The following is a 16,501-nucleotide window of genomic DNA, read 5'->3' as shown; positions in this document are numbered from 1 at the left end:
GGGGGTCAGCCGGCGGCCATCCGGCGGTCGCTGTGCAGTTCGGGGTGCGCGTCGGCGCGGATCCTGAGCAGGACCAGGCCGGAGACCGACGCGACGATCAGCGATGCGACCGTCCACGGGACGTGCAGTTCGGAGATCCCGACTCCCGCACCGACGAGTCCCACGAAAAGCAGGCTCCACATGATCGCTTTGACTGGACCGGACCCCATGGCAATGCTCCTTCACCGAGATTACGTACATCCCCCGTGAGTTCTGGTGTGCGCGCAGAACGTTAGCCGCGTCACACTGGGGTCCCTGTGCGACACGTCGAAAACGCGTGTTCCGATACCAATCCGAGACCTGGACCCGTGAGTACTTCTCAACCGCGGGCGGTTGAGAAGTACTCACGGGCGCGGCTAGATGATGCTGATGGTGCCCTGGGTTGTCGCCGACGCGAGCACCCGCAGGTGGTCGTCGGACCCGCCGAGGGTGTGCTCGATGGCGGTCAGCCGGCTCAGGTAGTGCCCGACCGGATACTCGGCCGTCATGCCGATGCCGCCGTGCATCTGAATCGCTTCCTGCCCGATCGTGCGGGCGGAGCGGCCGATCTGCAGCTTGGCACGGGACGCGACCACCGGATCGACGGTTCCGTCGGCCAGCGACATCGTCGCGTAGAGACTCATGCTGCGAGCCAGTTCCAGCAGCACATACATGTCGGCCGCACGGTGCGTGAGCGTCTGGAACTTCGCGATCGGAACACCGAACTGCTTGCGGGTCTTCAGGTACTCGGTGGTCAGTCGCAGAGCTTCCTCCATCGCGCCGACGGCCTCCGCACACAGTGCCGCCTGCGCCCGGATCTGCGCGCCCTCGATCGCCGACGACGCGTCACCGCCCTCACCGAGAGGCTCAGCCGGGGTGTCCGACAATTCGACCTGCGCGGCCCGCAGACCGTCGTGGGTCGCGTAGGCGGTGCGGGTCAAGCCGCTGGCGTCGGCGTCGACGAGGAACAGTCCGACCCCCCCGTCCGGGAGTGCCGCCGTCACGACCAGGGTGTTCGCGCTGCCGCCGTGCGGAACGGGATTCTTGGTACCGGTGAGGGTCCACGCGTCGCCGTCCTTCTTCGCGGTCGTGGACACCTGGGTGGACGGCCAGCGCACACCCGGTTCCCGATCGGCGAAGGCCAGCAGGACGTTGCCCTCTGACACGTCCGGCAGAATCCGGCGCCGCTGCTCCGTGCTGCCGGACGCGGCGATCAGACCGCCGGGAACGAGCACGGCGTCGAGGACGGGTTCGGGCGCGAGGCGGCGGCCGATCTCCGTCATCACCGACGCGACCTCGACAGGTCCGGCGCCCATTCCGCCGTCTTCCTCGTCGAAGCTCAGACCCAGCAGTCCGACCTCGGCGAGTTGCTTCCACACCTGCGGGCTCCACCCCTGCTCGGTGTCGGTGACGGCGTTGCGCTTCTCCGCGTCGTAGCTGCGGCCGAGCAGTTCGCGGGTGGTGTCGCGCAGCAGTTTCTGTTCGTCGGTCAGTTCGAAGTCCATGTCACGCCCTCACAATCCGAGGATCGAGGAGGCGATGATGCTGCGCTGCACTTCGCTCGATCCGCTGTAGATGGAAACCTTGCGGTAGTTCAGGTAGGTCGGGGCCGTCCGCTGCGCCCAGAGCGGCGAGGAGATGCCGTCACCGGCGGCGAAGGGCAGGGAGTCGGGTCCCGCGACGTCGGTCAGCAGTTCGAGGGTGGCCTGCTGCAGTTCGGACCCGCGCAGCTTCAGCAGCGACGACGCCGGGTTCGGCTTGCCGTCGGCCGAACTGGCGACCACCCGCAGCTGGGTGAGTTCGAGCGCGATGATCTCGTTCTCCAGTTCGGCGATCCGGGCGGCGAACAGCGGGTCGTCGAGCAGCGTCCCCTCGCCGACCGAGATCTCGGCGGCGCGTTCCTTCGCCTGCGCGAGACGGACTTTGGAGAATCCCAGCCGGGTCACACCGGTGCGCTCGTTGCCGAGCAGGAACTTGGCGTAGCTCCAGCCCTGGTTCTCCTCGCCCACGAGGTTCTCGGCCGGCACGCGCACGTCCTCGAAGAAGATCTCGTTGACCTCGTAGCCGCCGTCGATCAGCTTGATCGGGCGCACCGTGACGCCGGGCGTCTTCATGTCGACGAGGATGAACGAGATACCGGCCTGCTTCTTGGGAGCGTCCGGGTTGGTGCGGGCGAGGACGAAGATCCAGTCGGCGTGCTGCGCCAGGGTGGTCCACGTCTTCTGGCCGTTGATCACGTAGTCGTCGCCGTCGCGGACGGCGCGGGTCTTCAGCGACGCGAGGTCGGAGCCGGCCTCGGGTTCGGAGAATCCCTGGCACCACCAGATGTCGAGGTTGGCGGTCGGGGGAAGGAACTTCTCCTTCTGCTCCTGCGAACCGAATGCCGCGATGACGGGGCCGACCATGCTGGTGTTGAACGCAAGCGGCTCGGGTACCGACGCGAGCTGCAGTTCGTCGAGCCAGATGTGCTTCTGCACCGGCGTCCAGTCGCGGCCGCCCCACTCGACCGGCCAGTGCGGCGTCGCGAGACCGTTGGAGTTCAGAATCCGCTGGGACTCGATGAACCCTTCCTTCCCCACTTCCTCTCCACGCGCATACCGCTCGCGGATCTCCGCCGGAATCTGCGTGGTGAAGAACGTTCGCATCTCGTCGCGGAACGCCAGCTCCTCGTCGGTCAAGGCCAGATTCATCGGAATTCCTTCGCACTCGAGGTCGGATTCATGTTCTGGTCCCGACGTTACTCCCTCGTGCGGCTCCGCCGCCCGTGAGTACTTTCAGGCGGTGCGGAGGACGAGCAGGTACGCACCTCCGGCGGCGTCGATCTGCGTCTCGACGTTCAGTTCCGGTGCGAGACGGGACAACCTGTCGAGCAACCACTCCGCCGCGTCCTCGGCGTCCGATTTGCCCGGGCACCGCGCCACCGCCACCCGGCCACCCTTGCGGCCGAGCTGTTCGACCACACCGATGATCGGAGCGGGATCGACGACGAACAACCGGTCGGGCCACGGCACGACCGGTTTGACGGCACCCTTCTTGGTGTTGCACGCGCGGTGGGCGAGGCGTTCGACGCCGCCCTTCGCCTTGGCTTTCTTCGCGGTGACGACGCTGTCGATGCTGGGGCCGCGCGGATCGTTGACCGACATGTCGGGATCCACCGGTTCGTCACACAGCCAGCAACGCCACGACTCGCGGTCGCCGACCTCTCGAAGAGTACTCATGGGCGCCAACGCTACCCGTGCGACCAGACCGGATCGAAGCCGGAAATCAGCCAGTTCTCGCCGGACTTGGTCAGCTCGACGTTGATGCTCGTCGCCGTCACCGCCGGTTCCGGTTTCGCCGCACTGGTGGTGGTCTGGTTGACGAACAGCAGCACGGTCGCGGTGTCGGCCGCCACCTCGACCGGACCGGACGCGGCCACCGTCGCCTGGGTGGCCACCTGACTCTCCTTGGCCGCCGGCACGACGACGTCCGTCGTGAACTGGGTGTAGTAGTCGAGGAACTCCCCCGTCAGGCGTTCCTTCGCGGCACCGACGTCGTTCTCCACCGTGTCCGGCTTGTACGACAGCAGGGCGATCGCGCCCTGCGAAGCGGTATCGGTGACGGCGGCGCGGACGGTGTCGTCGACACGCTGGTCGGGCCGGTAGAGCGTGAAGTACAGGACCCCCGCCAGCACGGCCACGACCGCGGTGAGCGCGCCCAGGATCAGGAGGAGTCTGCGCGACTTCGGCGATGCGTCGGTACTCACTGCACGACCCCTGCCTTCACGATCTTGTATGTGCCGTCCTCGAGTTGCATCGTCACGCGCATTCTCTGACCGCGCGGTTCCTCGGCAGCGCCGCCCGCGTTGGACACCTTCTGCGCGACCGCCACGAGCACGTCCGCGGAGTCGCCGTTCTGCGCCTCGATCGCAGCCTGGCGCACCTCCCCCTGGGACTTGACCTTCGCCTCCTGCATGACCGCGATCAGGTCAGCGGACCGAGCGTCGAATTCGTCGCGAAATTCTCCGGCCGAACCGTCGAGCACCTTCTGCACGTCTTCGTCGGCCCGCTCGAAGTCCATCGTCGTCAGATTCACGACGCCCTGGCGCGCTGCATCGAGGATTTCGGATCTCTGCTGCGCCTCCTGCTCCGCCTGCCGGTGCGTGTAGCCGAAGTAGCCGCTCACCGCGAGAAACGCGAGCGCGAGGACGGCCAGAACCACCACACTCGCGGTGACGGCCGGCGTCCGGGCCTGGGGAGCGGCGTCCTCACCGGTGGGCTCTTCCGCCATGGAGTTCCTTCCGTCGTGCCGTGCCTCTGTTACCTGCATCACGTCAGATGCTACCGGGTAGTCATATCAAATATTTTTCGGTGCCTCCCGTCGGCAGATCCGCGGGCGCAAAGGCGCGTGGGAGACCCCGCGTACGGTCGGTGATCATTACTGTTGAAGAGAAGGCAGGCGACTCGAAGGGGATCCACGATGACCAGCGATTCAGGCGCACGCAGCCGCGTGCAGTTCGGTGCCGGGGCGACGCCGGAACTCGTCAGTTCCGAGGGACGGACCATCATCGCGGACGCCGTGGTCGCCAAGATCGCCGGTATCGCCACCCGTGAGATCAACGGCGTCTACGACGTCGGCGGCGGCACCGCACGCGCTGTCGGCGCTCTCCGCGATCGGATCCCCGGCGCCCGCGTCAACCACGCCCAGGGCGTCGCCGTCGAAGTCGGCGAGAAACAGGCCGCCATCGACATCGGCATCGTCGCGGAGTACGGCGTCGCACTGCACGAACTCGCGGTCGGCATCCGCCGCAACGTCATCGCGGCCGTCGAGCGCATGACCGGGCTCGAAGTGACCGAAGTGAACATCACCGTCTTCGACGTCATGCTGTTCGACGAATCCGAGGCCGCGTCCGAGCTCGACGGCAAACCGAGGGTGCAGTGACCGGACCACTTCCACCGGATACCCACGCCGAGGACATCTCCGAACGCATCGTCGCGGCCGTCCTCGCAACGCCCGGGGTGGCAGCGATGCACGGCGGCGCGTTCGGTGAAGTCGCGACCTACCTGCCCGGACGCCGGGTGACCGGGGTGACCGTCGGCCCCACGTCCTGTGCCGTCCACCTCGCGGCGCGCTACCCCGCCAACGTCGTCGACACCGCCGAAAGAGTGCGGGCCGCAGTGGAATCGCTGGTGGACGTCCCCGTCGACGTGACCATCGAAGATCTCCTGACAGAGACAGGACAAGCTCAATGAACAGCACAATCACAGGCCTGATCGTCGGGTTACTTCTCGCCATCGCCGGGATCCTCGGTGGTTTCAGCGGATTCGTCTTCGCAGTCCTCCTCGGCGCGCTGGGTATGGCCGTCGGCGCGCACCGCGACGGCCACCTCGACCTCGGCGCCATCCTCCGAAGCCGCGGCCGTGGCTGAACCCTTCACCGCACCCCCCGCCGGTCCCCACGACGACGCGGCGCTCGACGACACCGCCCTGCGCGGCGAACTGGTCATCAAGGAGCGCGCCGTCGTGAAGATCGCCGTCGCCGCGGCGCTCCAGGTACCCGGCGTAGTAAAGCAGTCCGGTGGGCTGTCCCGCCTGACGGGCCGGGAACTGCCCCGCGCCGACGTCTCGACGGGAGCGGGCGCCGTCGCGATCAACCTGTACATCGCGGTGCAGTGGCCGTGCCACCTCGACCTCGTCAACCGCCGGCTCCGCGCGCAGGTGCACCGTCAGGTCGAGCAGATGACGGGCATGCCGGTCATCGAACTCAACATCGTGGTCGTCGGAACGGAATCCGCAGCCCCCGAAGACAGTTCGACCGAAAGCCGCTACTCCGAACAAGGCGACCCGGCCGTGCCGCCCGCCCCGGTGACGCCCATCCGGCCACGCACGCCGCGCGCGACCCCGGCCGCCGTGCCCGCCGCAATCATCGTCGCCGTCGGAGCCCTCGGTCTCGCGGTCGTCGCGGCGCGTGAGCTGCTCATCATGCGCGGCACCTTCGCCAACGCGCCCTGGATCCGCAACACCGTGCAATGGCTGGGCCGCCTGCACTGGTCCGAGTGGATCGTCCCCGTCGCGGCAGGCGCGATCGTCCTGGGGGTCGTGTTCATCGTCGCGGCCCTCAAACCGCGGCCGCGCACCCACCTGCCGCTCGCGGTGGGTGAGACCCCGATCGTCTGGCTGCGCCCCACCGACCTCGCTCGCAATTCCAGTAGCCACGCCAAGACCGTCCCCGGGGTGCTGTCGGCGCACACGACAGTCGACCGCAAGCACGTCACCGTCCGCGTGGTGCGCACCGAATCGACACCCGCCGGCGACGTGGCCATCTCCGTCCGCGAGGCAGTGGAACCGACGCTGTCGCTGCTCGGCACGTCCCCCGAACTCCGAGTGCAGGTGAAGCCGTGAGACATCGGACCGCCGCCGTCAACCGGGTCATCGTCCTGATCGTCGGGCTCGCACTCCTCGGGTTCGGCGTCTACGCCGTGGCCTGGGACCTGCAGGTTCCGATCGTCCGCGAATGGGTGTCGCGGTACGACCGCGCGCGCGTCACCGCACTCCCCGACCAGGACTGGTGGGGCTGGGCGCTCGCCGCCACGGTCGTCGTGGGACTGGTCTTCGGGATCGTGCTCCTCGCCCTGGACCTCACCCGGCGACGCACGTCCCCCGTCGCCGTACCGGATCGCGAATCGGGCACCTACGTCACCGTCGATCTCGGCTCCCTCGCCAACGGGGTCGCCAGTGAACTCGCACAGTACCCCGGAGTCCGGCAGACACGCGCTCGCGCCGTCATCGAACGCGGCCTCCCCACCCTGTCGATCGTCGTGACCGCCGACCCCACCCTCGACATCTACGACTTCACCCGCAAATCCGAGGACGTCGCGTCGTGGGTCGCATCGACCCTCGGCGGTGAAGAGGTCGCCACCCAGGTCCTGCTCCACCTCGACCGCGCCGACCACCCGGCGCACGTCGAAAGCTGACGCGGGTGTTCCGGTCTCGGTAGGTTCGGTGCCATGGAGTACGTGGTGTTCTACACGACCGATCCGACCACCGCCGCCCGGATCCCGGAGATCTATCCACGGCACCGGGAGTACCTCGACGCGTTCGCCGCGGAAGGTGGGCTCCTGGGTATCGGACCGTTCGACGACTCGGCGCATAACGGATCGATGGCGATCTTCAGCAGCCGCGAGCGAGCAGAACAGTTCATCGCCCGCGACCCGTTCGTTCTCGAAGGTATCGCACATCCCGGCGACATCCGAGAATGGGATGCGCTGAACTACCGCTGAGTCCGTACCCCGAAAACGCCAATGGCGCCCACCCGGAGGGTGAGCGCCATTGGCGTTGGTGGAGCTAGATCACTTGTTGATCTTCGTGACCTTGCCGGCGCCGACGGTACGGCCGCCTTCGCGGATCGCGAAGCGCAGGCCCTCGTCCATGGCGACGGGCTGGATCAGCTTGACGGACATCTCGGTGTTGTCACCGGGCATGACCATCTCGGTGCCCTCGGGCAGCGTCACAACGCCCGTCACGTCCGTGGTACGGAAGTAGAACTGCGGACGGTAGTTGTTGAAGAACGGCGTGTGGCGGCCGCCCTCGTCCTTGGACAGGATGTACGCCTGGCCCTCGAACTCGGTGTGCGGGGTGGTGGTGCCGGGCTTGACGACAACCTGTCCACGCTCGACATCTTCGCGCTTGATACCACGAACCAGCAGACCGACGTTGTCACCGGCCTGGCCCGAGTCGAGGAGCTTGCGGAACATCTCGATACCCGTGACCGTGGTCTTGGTCTTGGTTTCCTTGATGCCGACGATCTCGACGTCCTCGTTGACGTTGATCACGCCACGCTCGATACGACCGGTGACGACGGTGCCACGACCGGTGATCGTGAAGACGTCCTCGACGGGCATGAGGAAGGGCTTCTCGGTCTCGCGGACCGGGTCCGGGATGGACTCGTCGACCGCAGCCATGAGCTCGAGGATGTTCTTGGTCCACTCCGGGTCGCCCTCGAGCGCCTTGAGTGCGGAGACCTTGACAACCGGAGCGTCCTCGTCGAACTCCTGCGCAGCGAGGAGCTCACGGACCTCCATCTCGACGAGCTCGATGATCTCGTCGTCGTCCACCATGTCGGCCTTGTTCAGGGCGACGAGGATGTACGGCACGCCGACCTGGCGGGCGAGCAGCACGTGCTCACGCGTCTGGGGCATCGGGCCGTCGGTGGCCGCGACCACGAGGATGGCGCCGTCCATCTGCGCCGCACCGGTGATCATGTTCTTGATGTAGTCGGCGTGACCGGGAGCATCGACGTGCGCGTAGTGGCGCTTCTCGGTCTGGTACTCAACATGCGAGATGTTGATCGTGATACCGCGAGCCTTCTCCTCAGGAGCCTTGTCGATCTCGTCGAAGGCCGAAGCCTCGTTGAGATCCGGGTACGCGTCGTGCAGAACCTTGGTGATGGCCGCGGTCAGCGTGGTCTTGCCGTGGTCGACGTGACCGATGGTGCCGATGTTCACGTGCGGCTTCGTCCGCTCGAACTTCGCCTTCGCCACTGTGTGTCCTCCTGGACTGATTGATGCTTGCGGTATGCAGCAGTGCGGTTGTTATTACTGGGTCGTGCTTCGGCCGGCTGGAACCGAGGTTACTCGCCGGTCGCCTTGGCGATGATTTCCTTCGAGACGTTCGCGGGAACCTCTGCGTAGGAATCGAACACCATGGAGAAGTTCGCCCGGCCCTGGGTCTTCGACCGCAGATCACCGATGTAACCAAACATCTCCGAGAGCGGAACCAGCGCCTTCACGACACGGGCACCACTGCGTTCCTCCATGGCCTGGATCTGGCCACGGCGGGAGTTCAGGTCGCCGATCACGTCACCCATGTACTCCTCGGGTGTGGTGACCTCGACAGCCATGAGCGGCTCGAGAATGACCGGGCCGGCCTTGCGGGCGGCTTCCTTCAGCGCCTGCGAACCGGCAACCTTGAAGGCCATTTCCGACGAGTCGACGTCGTGGTACGCACCGTCGAGCAGCGACAGCTTCAGGTTCACCAGCGGGTAGCCGGCAAGAACGCCGTACTGCATCGCGTCCTGCGCGCCTGCATCCACGGAAGGGATGTACTCGCGAGGGATGCGGCCGCCGGAGACCTTGTTCTCGAACTCGTAGGTGGCACCGTCTTCGCCGACGAACGGCTCCAGCGCGATGATCACCTTGGCGAACTGGCCCGATCCACCCGTCTGCTTCTTGTGGGTGAAGTCGTGCTTCTCGACCTTCTTGGTGATGGTCTCGCGGTAGGCAACCTGCGGCTTGCCGACGTTGGCCTCGACCTTGAACTCGCGACGCATACGGTCGACGAGGATGTCGAGGTGGAGCTCGCCCATGCCGCCGATGACGGTCTGGCCGGTCTCCTCGTCGAGTTCGACGGAGAACGTCGGGTCCTCTTCGGCGAGCTTCTGGATCGCGGTGCCCAGCTTCTCCTGGTCGGACTTGGTCTTGGGCTCGATCGAGACCTGGATGACCGGGTCCGGGAAGCTCATGGACTCGAGCACGATCGGCGCGTCCTGTGCACACAGGGTGTCACCGGTCGTGGTGTCCTTCAGACCGATCATCGCGTAGATGTGGCCGGCCACGGCCTCGTCGACCGGGTTCTCCTTGTTGGCGTGCATCTGGAAGAGCTTTCCGATGCGCTCCTTCTTGCCCTTGGTCGCGTTCATGACCTGGGCGCCCGGATCGATCCGGCCGGAGTACACGCGGACGAACGTCAGCTTGCCGAAGAACGGGTGCGAAGCGATCTTGAAGGCCAGAGCCGAGAACGGCTCTTCCTTGCTCGGCTTACGCGTGAGGATCTCTTCTTCGTTGCCCAGGGCGTGACCCTGGACCTCGCCGATGTCCAGCGGGTTCGGCAGGTAGTCGATGACCGCGTCGAGCATGGGCTGAACGCCCTTGTTCTTGAACGCGGAACCACACAGCACCGGGTACAGCTCGGAGTTGACCGTCATCTTGCGGATGGCGCCCTTGATCTCCTCGACGGAGAGCTCCTCGCCGGCGAAGTACTTCTCCATGAGCTTCTCGTCGGACTCGGCGACCGTCTCGAGCAGCTTCTCGCGGTACTCGGCAGCCTTGTCGGCGAGATCGGCCGGGATCTCCTCGATGGTGGGCTCGGCGCCGATGGCGACCGTGCCACGCCAGGTGACAGCCTTCATCTCGACCAGGTCGACGACGCCGTCGAAGTCGTCCTCGGCGCCGATCGGCAGCTGGAGAACGAGCGGCTTCGCGCCGAGGCGGTCGATGATGGTCTGGACCGTGAAGTAGAAGTCCGCGCCCATCTTGTCCATCTTGTTGACGAAACAGATGCGCGGAACGTCGTACTTGGCGGCCTGACGCCACACCTGCTCCGACTGGGGCTCGACGCCCTCTTTGCCGTCGAACACTGCGACGGCACCGTCGAGCACGCGGAGCGAACGCTCCACCTCGACGGTGAAGTCGACGTGGCCCGGCGTGTCGATGATGTTGATCTGGTTGTTGTTCCAGAAGCAGGTCACCGCGGCAGAGGTGATCGTGATGCCGCGTTCCTTCTCCTGTTCCATCCAGTCCGTGGTCGAGGCACCGTCGTGCGTCTCACCGATCTTGTAGTTGACACCGGTGTAGAACAGGATGCGCTCGGTGGTCGTGGTCTTGCCGGCATCGATGTGCGCCATGATGCCGATGTTGCGGACCTTGTTCAGGTCGGTCAGCACTTCCTGTGCCACAGGATTCTTCCCCGCTCGTAGCTCGTGTATCGGGTGTCGGCCTCCCCGGTGTTCCACCAGCGGGGCCATTGTCTCGAGTTGTAGATCAGCCGGTCCCCGGTAGGGGCCCGACGTGCGACGACGCCGGAGCAGTCACGGTAGGTGACTGCTCCGACGTGACGTCACCAGCGGTAGTGGGCGAATGCCTTGTTGGCTTCGGCCATCTTGTGAGTGTCCTCACGGCGCTTCACAGCGGCACCCAAGCCGTTGCTGGCATCGAGGAGCTCGTTGGCGAGACGCTCGACCATGGTCTTCTCGCGGCGCTGCCGGGAGAAGGTCACGAGCCAGCGGAGCGCGAGGGTGGTGGAGCGGCCCGGACGGACCTCGACCGGCACCTGGTAGGTGGCGCCACCGACACGGCGGCTGCGGACCTCGAGGGCAGGCTTGACGTTGTCCAGTGCGCGCTTGAGGGTGACGACCGGATCGGTACCGGTCTTCTCGCGCGCCTGCTCGAGTGCTTCGTAGACGATGCGCTCGGCGGTGGACTTCTTGCCGTCCAGGAGAATCTTGTTGACGAGCTGCGTCACCAGGGGCGAACCGTAGACCGGGTCGTTGATGAGCGGACGCTTCGGAGCGGGGCCCTTACGTGGCATTAGCTCTTCTCCTTCTTGGCGCCGTAGCGGCTGCGGGCCTGCTTGCGGCCCTTGACACCCTGGGTGTCGAGCGAGCCACGGATGATCTTGTAGCGCACACCGGGGAGGTCCTTCACACGACCACCGCGGACGAGCACCATCGAGTGCTCCTGCAGGTTGTGACCCTCGCCCGGGATGTAAGCGGTGACCTCGACGGAGCTGGTCAAGCGCACACGCGCGACCTTACGGAGCGCCGAGTTCGGCTTCTTCGGGGTGGTGGTGTACACGCGGGTGCACACGCCACGACGCTGCGGGCTGCCCTTGAGGGCTGCCGTCTTGACCTTCGCGGTCTTGTCGCGGCGGCCCTTGCGGACCAGCTGGTTGATGGTTGGCATTTACCGGCTTTCTTCGTGTTGAACAGACTGCTCTGGACAAGCAACCTTGGCTGTTCTGAAATTAGGGATCTAGCAGTTGGGGCAAGAGAGCTGCTGCCCCTCACCCGCACCTCGAGCTGCACCCGAGGTCGGGTGTGTCGCATACCCCCACACAGGCAGCCGGATGCTCGTTCCATGCAGAAATCTGCACGAACGCGCGCACGGCAATACCTCGCTAGGCACACAGATCGGCCCGGGCATGCCGGACACGACCCACAACGATACCCGGCGGCGCGCCGGAAGGTCAAAGTGGGCTGGCAGTGGTAAGGGCTGACCTGCGATGTGGGGTACTGCTCGGAGCTGTCGGTACGGACACGGGCACATCAACTACTCAGATTGAGCGTCAGATCCGCAAGCGTCGATGCCGCTTCACACGGGTCTGCCGCCCCCGTCTGGAACTGTACCCACCAGCCGACGACGCCCGCGGAGGGTGATCCGACCGTCACTCCGCACGCCCCCGGATCGCCGGGGGGACGCATCACGACGGCCTTGCGCCCCTGGATGGTGGCGGACTCCACGGTGTAGCCGAGCTTCTCGCCGGTCGACTTCTCCGTGTCGAGTGAACCCGTCTCGAACCAGTTGAACGTCACCTTCACGGGACCGTTGGAGCCGACCGCGTCCCAGCGGCAGATCGCGCCGAAGAAGCCCCGTTCGATGGCGTCGGCGCCGACGGTCTGGGCGATCTGTTCGTCGGCGACGGCGTTGCACTCCTCCAACAGGGCCGTGAACTGTTCGGTGTCACCGGACGAGGACGCCCCCTCCGCCCTGGGCGAGCCCTCGATCGTCGACCCGCACCCCGCGATCAGCCCGACCGCCGTGGCCGCGGCCAGCACCCGCACGGCACGCCACGTCCCGCCGTTCATCACTCCCCCGCTCATTTGGCCCTCGACACGCTGAGTTCGGCGAGATCGCGCGCCACCGTGCACGGGTCCGCCGCGGGTTGCGCGTCCGCGTACATCACCGACCAGTGGACGAAGTCGCCCCCGAACTCCACGCCGAGTTCACACAGAATTCCTTCGGACGATGCGATGAATCCGGGATGCCCCTGGACGTCGATGTCGGTGGCCGGCCTGCCGATCAGCTCGGAACCTGCCCGCTCGCGGCCGATGGGACTGCCGCGGTACCAGGAGAACGTCACGCTGGGACCGCCTATTCCCGCGGTTTCCCACTCGCAGCCGACGGAATTTCGCGTCACGCCGGTGAAGGGCGGCATCCCGAACGCCTTCGCGACCTCGTCGTCGGTGACCGAACCGCACTGACCGAAGAACGGGCCCGGATCGGTCACCTGCGGGAGTTGCTGCGCGGCAGGATCGGTACCGGAATCGTCTCCGTCTCCCCCACAGCCGGCCAGACCGGCGGCGACGGTGATCAGGACGAGCGCTCCCCATTTCCGGCCCATGGTCGGTGACTCTACCGATCCCCGCGCTCTTTGCCCGGTCAGTCGAGAACGGCCGCGTCCAGCGGCCGCGGCTGTGCCGACGGTAACGCCGCATCCAGCTGCGCCGCCCACTGCCGCACGATCTCCCCTCGTCGTTTGGAGTCGTCCGTGAGCACGTCGGCGAGGCCGAGTCCGCGGGCGAGATCCAGGGTGGCCTGGACGAGCCGGTGCGCCACCGGATCGGCGTCGTCGAATCCGAAGTGTTCGACGGCGGTGCGGTGTGCGACCCGCCCGAACCGTTCCTCGAGCGGCACGATCCGGGCCCGGAGTTCGGGGTCGGCGGCCGCAGCCGTCCAGACCTGCAGCGCCGCCTTGAACAGGGTGCCCGTGTAGTAGTCGACGAGCCGCGACACCACGGCCTCGGTGCGCCCCTCCCCGGTCGGCAGGTCGGTGGCCTCGCGCCGGGCCTGCTCCATCCGGGCGTCGAACATGACCTCGAGCGCCGCGGTGATGAGGTCCTCGCGGGTGGGGAAATGGTGCTGGGTCGCGCCGCGGGACACCCCGGCGCGCTGCGCGACGAGGCTCACCGTGGTGGCACCCCACCCCAGCTCGGCGAGGCAGTCGATGGTGACCTCGAGGAGGTGCCCGCGCGTGACCCGGCTACGGTCCTGCTTCGGTTCGCGGGTCATGTGTCACTTCCTCTCGTCGCGCTGCGCGCCCGTGAGTGCTCGACGAGTCCTGAGACTCGTCAACCACGCACGGGGCCGGAGGCCCATCTCGGCGGCCGCTTCTGCAGGAACGCCATCATGCCTTCCCGTGCCTCCTCGGATTCGAACAGCCTCGCCGACTGGGCGGTCAGCTCGTCGGTGTAGCGGTCGAAATCGGCGAGCACACCGCGCGTCGTCAGGGTCTTCGACTCGGCCAGGCCCTGCGGCGACGCCTGCCGCAACTGGTCGAGCACTTCCTCGACGGTGTCCTCGGGATCCTCGGCGGACTCGCTGATCAGCCCGATGGCCTCCGCCTCGTGGGCACCGAACTTCTCGCCCGTGAGGAGGTAGCGGCTCGCGGCGCGCGAATCGATCCGGGGCAACACGGTCAACGAGATGATCGACGCGGCGAGTCCGAGCCGGACCTCGGTGAGCGCGAACGTGCTGCGCGGGCCGGCGACGGCGATGTCGCAGGCCCCGACCAAACCCATGCCCCCGGCCCGGACGTGACCGTCGATCCGGGCGATCACCGGCTTGGGCAACTCGACGATGGCCCGCAGCAGGTCGGCCATCTGCCGGGTGCGCGAGCGGACGTCGCCGGACGTCTCACTCAGATCCGCGCCGGCGCAGAACGTGCCGCCGGTGTGGGTGAGGACGACGCTGCGGACGTCGTCGTCCGCGGCGGCGTCCCGCAATCCCTGCAGCAGTTCGTCCACGAGCCTGCCGGAGATCGCGTTCCTGTTGTGGGGCGAATCGAGGGTGAGGGTGGCGAACCCCCGATTCACCTCGTACCGGACGTACCGGTCGGCTTCCACGTCGGTCATGTGCTGTCCGTTCGACATCAGTACGACTTCGGCAGCCCGAGCGAGTGCTGGGAGACGAAGTTGAGGATCATTTCCCGGCTCACCGGGGCAACACGGGCGATGCGTGCCGCGCCGAGCATCGCCGCGAGACCGTATTCCTTGGTCAGGCCTGCGCCGCCGTGCGTCTGGACGGCCTGGTCGAGTGCCTTGATGCTGGCCTCGGCGGCGGCGTACTTGGCCATGTTGGCGGCCTCGGCGGCGCCGAAGTCGTCGCCAGTGTCGTAGAGGACGGCCGCCTTCTGCATCATCAGCTTGGCGAGTTCGAGTTCGATCTTGATCTGCGCCAGCGGATGCGAGATGCCCTGGTGCGCGCCGATCGGCTGCTTCCACACCGTGCGTTCCTTCGCGAACCGCACCGCGGCGTCCAGCGCGTAGCGGCCCATGCCGATCGCCATGGCGGCGCCGAGGATGCGTTCGGGGTTGAGACCCGCGAACAGCTGCATCAACGCCGCATCGGCCTCACCGACGAGGCCGTCGGCGGGTAGCCGGACGTCGTCGAGGAACAGCATGAACTGGTGGTCGGGCTCGACGATGTCCATCTCCATCGGCGTCTTCACGAAGTTCTCGGCGTCGGTGGGGACGATGAACAGCGCGGGCTTCAGCTTGCCCGTCTTCGAGTCCTCGGTCCGCGCGACGATCAGCACGGCGTCGGCCTGGTCGACCCCGGAAATGTAGATCTTGTTCCCCGACAGCAGCCAATCGTCACCGTCTCGACGAGCGGTGGTCGTGATCTGGTGCGAGTTCGAACCCGCGTCGGCCTCGGTGATGCCGAACGCCATGATCTTCGAACCGTCGGCGATGCCGGGGAGCCAGGTCTGCTTCTGCTCCTCGGTGCCGTACTTGCCGATGATCGTGCCGCAGATGGCCGGCGACACGACCACCAGCAGGAGGCCGGCGCCGTGGGCCGCGAGTTCTTCCTGGACGAGGGCGAGTTCGTAGATACCTGCGCCGCCGCCCCCGTACTCCTCGGGGAGGTTGACGCCGAGGAAGCCGAGTTTACCTGCCTCGTTCCACAATTCGGTCAGCGGTTCGCTGCGCCGCGCCCGGGGCAGCACGTAGTCGACGTAGTTGAATCGCTCCCCGAGCCTCGACACGGAGGCGCGGAGTTCCTTCTGTTCTTCTGTCTCGATGAAGCTCATGACACTCCTTCAGGCTGCACTGCTTCGACTACTGCCAGGACCGTTCCCACGTCGACCTGCTGACCGGCGGTCACGGAAAGTTCGGTGAGGACACCGGAAGCCGGCGCCTTGATCGTGTGTTCCATCTTCATCGCCTCGAGCCACACGATCGGCTGACCGGCGGTCACGGAGTCGCCGGCCGCGGCGCCGAGGCGGATGACGGAACCCGGCATCGGCGCGAGCAGCGACCCCTCGGCGATGACGGCGCTCGGATCGGTGAATCGCGGTGCGGCGAGCAGGCTCACCGGGCCCAGGGCGGAGTCGACGAACACGTCGTCCCCGTACCGGGACACCTCGAACGAGCGGCGCAGCCCCGCGACGTCCAGTGCGACGTGCCGCGCCGTGGCCGACACGAGCGCGACGTCGTCGAAGCCCTCGGCCTTCAGCCCGTACCGGGTGAGCAGGTACCGGATCTCGATGTCACCGTCGGTTCCCGTGAACGTCTTGCTCTGCGGCGCGGACGCCAGGTTCCGCCATCCGCTGGGCAGCGAGGTGTTCACGGTCGCGACGTCGCGGTTGTGCGCGGCGTCCGCGAGTGCGGCGGCCAGCGCCGACAGTCGCTCGGTGTCGGCCGAGGCCAGCGGACGTGCCAGCACGTCCAG

22 protein-coding genes are annotated in these 16,501 nt (G+C 66.8%); 6 read left to right on the top strand and 16 right to left on the bottom strand.

Annotated elements, in window-relative coordinates; genetic code table 11:
* Positions 1–5: 5 nt before the first annotated feature.
* From AZG88_RS38770 to AZG88_RS38745, 6 genes are all read right to left on the bottom strand, one after another.
* Positions 6–209 carry a hypothetical protein gene (locus tag AZG88_RS38770; RefSeq protein WP_005252231.1) on the bottom strand — a complete coding sequence of 68 codons (204 nt, stop codon included), beginning with the start codon at positions 207–209 and terminating at the stop codon, positions 6–8.
* Between the two features lie 186 nt (positions 210–395).
* Complete coding sequence (locus AZG88_RS38765; protein WP_061700672.1) at positions 396–1,523, bottom strand: acyl-CoA dehydrogenase family protein; 1,128 nt, start codon at positions 1,521–1,523, stop codon at positions 396–398.
* A gap of 9 nt (positions 1,524–1,532) precedes the next feature.
* Complete coding sequence (locus AZG88_RS38760; RefSeq protein WP_005252228.1) at positions 1,533–2,708, bottom strand: acyl-CoA dehydrogenase family protein; 1,176 nt, start codon at positions 2,706–2,708, stop codon at positions 1,533–1,535.
* Between the two features lie 84 nt (positions 2,709–2,792).
* Positions 2,793–3,236 carry a hypothetical protein gene (locus AZG88_RS38755; RefSeq protein ID WP_005252226.1) on the bottom strand — a complete coding sequence of 148 codons (444 nt, stop codon included), beginning with the start codon at positions 3,234–3,236 and terminating at the stop codon, positions 2,793–2,795.
* Between the two features lie 11 nt (positions 3,237–3,247).
* Complete coding sequence (locus tag AZG88_RS38750) at positions 3,248–3,763, bottom strand: hypothetical protein (protein WP_061044585.1); 516 nt, start codon at positions 3,761–3,763, stop codon at positions 3,248–3,250.
* The gene (locus AZG88_RS38745) at positions 3,760–4,287 is read right to left on the bottom strand and encodes a hypothetical protein (RefSeq protein ID WP_061700671.1); all 528 of its coding nucleotides are present in this window, start codon (positions 4,285–4,287) and stop codon (positions 3,760–3,762) included. The genes AZG88_RS38750 and AZG88_RS38745 overlap by 4 nt, the downstream gene beginning before the upstream one ends.
* Positions 4,288–4,476: 189 nt before the next feature.
* On the opposite strand from AZG88_RS38745, the gene AZG88_RS38740 reads away from it, so the two are divergent.
* The 6 genes from AZG88_RS38740 to AZG88_RS38715 are packed head-to-tail and all read left to right on the top strand — an operon-like array spanning position 4,477 to position 7,276.
* Positions 4,477–4,938, top strand: coding sequence for an Asp23/Gls24 family envelope stress response protein (locus AZG88_RS38740; protein WP_005252221.1), 462 nt, complete (start codon positions 4,477–4,479; stop codon positions 4,936–4,938).
* Entirely contained in the window at positions 4,935–5,249 is a 315-nt protein-coding gene (locus AZG88_RS38735; RefSeq protein ID WP_005252220.1) for an Asp23/Gls24 family envelope stress response protein, read from the top strand. The genes AZG88_RS38740 and AZG88_RS38735 overlap by 4 nt, the downstream gene beginning before the upstream one ends.
* Complete coding sequence (locus tag AZG88_RS38730) at positions 5,246–5,425, top strand: hypothetical protein (protein WP_005252219.1); 180 nt, start codon at positions 5,246–5,248, stop codon at positions 5,423–5,425. The genes AZG88_RS38735 and AZG88_RS38730 overlap by 4 nt, the downstream gene beginning before the upstream one ends.
* Complete coding sequence (locus tag AZG88_RS38725) at positions 5,418–6,398, top strand: DUF6286 domain-containing Asp23/Gls24 family envelope stress response protein (RefSeq protein ID WP_005252215.1); 981 nt, start codon at positions 5,418–5,420, stop codon at positions 6,396–6,398. The genes AZG88_RS38730 and AZG88_RS38725 overlap by 8 nt, the downstream gene beginning before the upstream one ends.
* Positions 6,395–6,970 carry a hypothetical protein gene (locus tag AZG88_RS38720; RefSeq protein ID WP_061700670.1) on the top strand — a complete coding sequence of 192 codons (576 nt, stop codon included), beginning with the start codon at positions 6,395–6,397 and terminating at the stop codon, positions 6,968–6,970. The genes AZG88_RS38725 and AZG88_RS38720 overlap by 4 nt, the downstream gene beginning before the upstream one ends.
* 33 nt (positions 6,971–7,003) lie before the next feature.
* Complete coding sequence (locus tag AZG88_RS38715) at positions 7,004–7,276, top strand: YciI family protein (protein ID WP_061700669.1); 273 nt, start codon at positions 7,004–7,006, stop codon at positions 7,274–7,276.
* Positions 7,277–7,345: 69 nt separating this feature from the next.
* Here the strand turns inward: AZG88_RS38715 and tuf are convergent, their stop codons facing one another.
* The 10 genes from tuf to AZG88_RS38665 all read right to left on the bottom strand — a co-directional run.
* Positions 7,346–8,536, bottom strand: a complete 1,191-nt coding sequence (gene tuf / locus AZG88_RS38710) for an elongation factor Tu (RefSeq protein ID WP_005252203.1) — start codon at positions 8,534–8,536, stop codon at positions 7,346–7,348.
* Positions 8,537–8,625: 89 nt separating this feature from the next.
* Positions 8,626–10,728: an elongation factor G gene (gene fusA / locus AZG88_RS38705; RefSeq protein WP_005252201.1), complete on the bottom strand. Its 2,103-nt coding sequence runs from the start codon at positions 10,726–10,728 to the stop codon at positions 8,626–8,628.
* Positions 10,729–10,889: 161 nt separating this feature from the next.
* Positions 10,890–11,360, bottom strand: a complete 471-nt coding sequence (gene rpsG / locus AZG88_RS38700) for a 30S ribosomal protein S7 (RefSeq protein WP_005252199.1) — start codon at positions 11,358–11,360, stop codon at positions 10,890–10,892.
* Positions 11,360–11,734, bottom strand: coding sequence for a 30S ribosomal protein S12 (gene rpsL / locus AZG88_RS38695; protein WP_005252198.1), 375 nt, complete (start codon positions 11,732–11,734; stop codon positions 11,360–11,362). Before rpsL ends, rpsG begins: the two co-directional genes overlap by 1 nt.
* A 362-nt stretch (positions 11,735–12,096) precedes the next feature.
* Complete coding sequence (locus AZG88_RS38690) at positions 12,097–12,636, bottom strand: DUF3558 domain-containing protein (RefSeq protein WP_061700685.1); 540 nt, start codon at positions 12,634–12,636, stop codon at positions 12,097–12,099.
* A gap of 11 nt (positions 12,637–12,647) precedes the next feature.
* Positions 12,648–13,172, bottom strand: coding sequence for a DUF3558 domain-containing protein (locus AZG88_RS38685; protein ID WP_025433110.1), 525 nt, complete (start codon positions 13,170–13,172; stop codon positions 12,648–12,650).
* A 38-nt stretch (positions 13,173–13,210) separates the two neighbouring features.
* Complete coding sequence (locus AZG88_RS38680; RefSeq protein WP_005252194.1) at positions 13,211–13,840, bottom strand: TetR/AcrR family transcriptional regulator; 630 nt, start codon at positions 13,838–13,840, stop codon at positions 13,211–13,213.
* Positions 13,841–13,899: 59 nt separating this feature from the next.
* Positions 13,900–14,700 carry an enoyl-CoA hydratase family protein gene (locus AZG88_RS38675; protein ID WP_082833576.1) on the bottom strand — a complete coding sequence of 267 codons (801 nt, stop codon included), beginning with the start codon at positions 14,698–14,700 and terminating at the stop codon, positions 13,900–13,902.
* Positions 14,700–15,860: an acyl-CoA dehydrogenase family protein gene (locus AZG88_RS38670; RefSeq protein WP_061700668.1), complete on the bottom strand. Its 1,161-nt coding sequence runs from the start codon at positions 15,858–15,860 to the stop codon at positions 14,700–14,702. Before AZG88_RS38670 ends, AZG88_RS38675 begins: the two co-directional genes overlap by 1 nt.
* Positions 15,857–16,501: acetyl-CoA carboxylase biotin carboxyl carrier protein subunit (locus AZG88_RS38665; protein ID WP_156517723.1), on the bottom strand; the 645-nt coding region annotated here is incomplete at its 5' end. The genes AZG88_RS38670 and AZG88_RS38665, both read right to left, overlap by 4 nt.

Source organism: Rhodococcus sp. LB1 (assembly GCF_001583455.1).
Lineage (GTDB): Bacteria > Actinomycetota > Actinomycetes > Mycobacteriales > Mycobacteriaceae > Rhodococcus_F > Rhodococcus_F opacus.
This window is presented reverse-complemented; position numbering and strand designations above follow the sequence as displayed.

Coding starts and splice junctions, on each gene's coding strand:
- AZG88_RS38770 (WP_005252231.1), bottom strand. CDS start 209: ATGGGGTCCGGTCCAGTCAAAGCGATCATGTGGAGCCTGCTTTTCGTG.
- AZG88_RS38765 (WP_061700672.1), bottom strand. CDS start 1,523: ATGGACTTCGAACTGACCGACGAACAGAAACTGCTGCGCGACACCACC.
- AZG88_RS38760 (WP_005252228.1), bottom strand. CDS start 2,708: ATGAATCTGGCCTTGACCGACGAGGAGCTGGCGTTCCGCGACGAGATG.
- AZG88_RS38755 (WP_005252226.1), bottom strand. CDS start 3,236: ATGAGTACTCTTCGAGAGGTCGGCGACCGCGAGTCGTGGCGTTGCTGG.
- AZG88_RS38745 (WP_061700671.1), bottom strand. CDS start 4,287: ATGGCGGAAGAGCCCACCGGTGAGGACGCCGCTCCCCAGGCCCGGACG.
- AZG88_RS38740 (WP_005252221.1), top strand. CDS start 4,477: ATGACCAGCGATTCAGGCGCACGCAGCCGCGTGCAGTTCGGTGCCGGG.
- AZG88_RS38730 (WP_005252219.1), top strand. CDS start 5,246: ATGAACAGCACAATCACAGGCCTGATCGTCGGGTTACTTCTCGCCATC.
- AZG88_RS38715 (WP_061700669.1), top strand. CDS start 7,004: ATGGAGTACGTGGTGTTCTACACGACCGATCCGACCACCGCCGCCCGG.
- rpsG (WP_005252199.1), bottom strand. CDS start 11,360: ATGCCACGTAAGGGCCCCGCTCCGAAGCGTCCGCTCATCAACGACCCG.
- rpsL (WP_005252198.1), bottom strand. CDS start 11,734: ATGCCAACCATCAACCAGCTGGTCCGCAAGGGCCGCCGCGACAAGACC.
- AZG88_RS38690 (WP_061700685.1), bottom strand. CDS start 12,636: ATGAACGGCGGGACGTGGCGTGCCGTGCGGGTGCTGGCCGCGGCCACG.
- AZG88_RS38685 (WP_025433110.1), bottom strand. CDS start 13,172: ATGGGCCGGAAATGGGGAGCGCTCGTCCTGATCACCGTCGCCGCCGGT.
- AZG88_RS38680 (WP_005252194.1), bottom strand. CDS start 13,840: ATGACCCGCGAACCGAAGCAGGACCGTAGCCGGGTCACGCGCGGGCAC.
- AZG88_RS38675 (WP_082833576.1), bottom strand. CDS start 14,700: ATGTCGAACGGACAGCACATGACCGACGTGGAAGCCGACCGGTACGTC.
- AZG88_RS38670 (WP_061700668.1), bottom strand. CDS start 15,860: ATGAGCTTCATCGAGACAGAAGAACAGAAGGAACTCCGCGCCTCCGTG.